Source organism: Pedobacter sp. 01N416 (assembly GCF_056399685.1).
Map to the genome: position 1 here is coordinate 1 of NZ_JBFTRT010000661.1, position 2,564 is coordinate 2,564.

2 protein-coding genes and 1 pseudogene are annotated in these 2,564 nt (G+C 37.6%); all 3 read right to left on the reverse strand.

Annotated features, from left to right (window positions below; genetic code table 11):
- Positions 1 to 227: pseudogene (locus tag AC1DND_RS25480) on the reverse strand (DUF58 domain-containing protein); the annotation flags it as partial.
- Positions 228 to 309: 82 nt separating this feature from the next.
- Positions 310 to 1,287 (reverse strand): AAA family ATPase, encoded by a 978-nt coding sequence (locus AC1DND_RS25485; RefSeq protein WP_215129456.1) that lies wholly within the window; start codon positions 1,285 to 1,287, stop codon positions 310 to 312.
- The gene (locus AC1DND_RS25490) at positions 1,268 to 2,458 is read right to left on the reverse strand and encodes a DUF4350 domain-containing protein (RefSeq protein WP_477585338.1); all 1,191 of its coding nucleotides are present in this window, start codon (positions 2,456 to 2,458) and stop codon (positions 1,268 to 1,270) included. The genes AC1DND_RS25485 and AC1DND_RS25490 overlap by 20 nt, the downstream gene beginning before the upstream one ends.
- Positions 2,459 to 2,564 lie beyond the last annotated feature (106 nt).

Here is a 2,564-nt window from a genome sequence, read left to right on the forward strand (position 1 = left end):
CGTTTCGAGGTAATTCTTTTGGCATCAATCCCTTGAGTATTTCGATATAGAATAAAAATATCGATAAAAAATAAAACAAATACGACGCCAGTGGCAATTTCAGGGATATCGCCCAGCCAGGCAAAAAAGAACTTCAACAAAAAAAGCACAATGCAGAGGCCTAAAGCTGCAAACAAGCGATCGCTTAGGAATAGATTGTTGTAATATTGCTGAAAGAATTTTTTCAATGTTGTTTAATCGGTTAATTGTTTAAACTGGTTAACTGTTAGTAGCCAACTGTAAACTGAAAATTGGCTACCGATAACTGACCTATCGCGGTACTTCAATTTTTTTAATAATCTGATTAACAATGTCGCTTGTGGTTAATCCTTCCATTTCTTTTTCAGGTGATAACAATATCCTGTGCGCCAATACAGGGCCTGCAACGGCAATAATATCTTCAGGTGTAACAAAATCGCGGTTTTGAATAGCAGCGAAAGCTTTTGCGCTGTGTACAATTGCTAAAGATGCCCTTGGCGAAGCGCCTAGATAAAGTGATGAATTGTTGCGGGTTTCATTTACGATTTTGGCAATAAACTCCAATAATTTTGGCTCTACAAACAAATTGCGGATGATTGCTCTAGCCTCTTGTATCTGTTTAACAGACAATACTGGTTTTACATCGTTTAATAATGTTTTATTAACTAAAGTGTGCTGAGCCATTAAAATCGCAGTTTCTTCGGCTAACGAAGGGTATTTAACTTCTATTTTAAATAAAAACCTATCCAATTGTGCTTCAGGCAGGCGGTATGTTCCTTCCTGCTCAATCGGGTTCTGTGTGGCCAATACCATAAAAGGTTCGTCCATGATATAGGTATGGCCATCTATAGTTACCTGGCGCTCTTCCATCACCTCGAACAAGGCCGATTGGGTTTTTGCAGGTGCACGGTTAATTTCATCAACCAGAATAATATTGCCAAAAATAGGACCTTTTCTAAATTCGAAATCTCCTATTTTGGTATTAAAAATCGGGGTTCCTAAAACATCAGATGGCATTAAATCGGGGGTAAACTGAACCCTCGAAAATTGTGCATCAATAGATTTTGCCAGCAATTTAGCGCTCAGGGTTTTGGCTACACCAGGTACTCCTTCAATTAAGATGTGCCCGTCGGCAAGCAAACCAACAATTAAGAAATCAATAACCTGTTTTTGGCCGATAATGATATTTCCAAGTACATTTCTGATTTGATTTACAGCTTCATTTAAGGCACTTAAATCGGTACGTGGGTTAAACTGTTCTTGTTCCATTACTTTGCGTATTTTTATAAAACTGTTCTATGCTTTCGTTTAAATTAATCAATTGGGTATCGCTTAAATCGCCCATTGTTGGCGTTTGGATAAAATGTTTAGTCAGGGTTTTGGCCAGCGCTTCATTAATCCCTGTTTTCTCCATTAGCACCTGAGCAAATTTGCTGTCGATATCGTTGGTCTTTACATAATACCTGGTTCTTAAGTACTCCATAAAGTAATTGATCTTTTTTAAGGCTATATCGAGGTTGTTCCGCTCGTGGTAATAAACACTGCCCACCACATTAACAAAGGCCAAAGAAGAATTAGTAAGCGGATCTGCGATTGGGATAATTCTTTGCCTGCGCTTAATGTCGTACAAGACAAAAACTATCAGGCTAAATATTGCCAGATAGTATGCAAACTCCAGTTCAGGATGTTTAAAGAATACCTTGAGTATATCGGTAGCGGTGTTCTTTTGTGCAGAAAAATATTCGTCGAAAATGAGCTGCTTATTTCCATGTAAATAGCTCAAGGTTTTAGCGGCATATTCTGCACCATATTTATCTAGCAGATTAAAATTAGTGTAAAAACCGGGTTCTGCGATGAGGTAGAGATTGCCTTTTCCGTAAGCATAACGGATAAAGTTAGGCTGGCCTTTCCCATTTACGCCAAGTATTGTCGTTTTGCTGCTGTCTACCTTACTAAAATACTGGCTGCCGATGCCTCTTTCAAAACCATAGTTTGCATCAGTTTTTAGTTCTGGATTGGTGAAATTTAAGGTACTTCCTTCGGGAGACATTGCGGTAGAAGTTTGCACTTTAAGTTCCTTCCTTATTTTTCCTAAATCATAAGTGGCTATAAATACATCATTGCCCGCTTGCATATATTTTATCAGCTGTTCAAGATCAGTTTTACTAATATCTGCCTTTTGTGCAACGATTATATAAGCCGTTTTATTGAATCTTTTAGATTTTAGCGTAGTATAAACAGCTGTTTTCGACTGTTGAATACTTGCCGAGGGCAAAATATCTTTAATTCTATTGTATAAAATATATGTTCCGTAAGGGATTTTATCTTTAATAGCATATGTTGGCGCCCAGTTTGTTGGCGTAGGCTTATTATACTGCGCAATTAAATAACCCAAAATTAGAATGGAACCGATAATCAGGTATAATTTGTAGCCTTTCATTTAATCTGGTTGTTAAACTGGTTAAACGATTGCTTAATAGGGTCGAATTTCACTTCATCGATAGGGAAATCGCCATACCAGATATAATCGAACTGTAGGGTAAGCT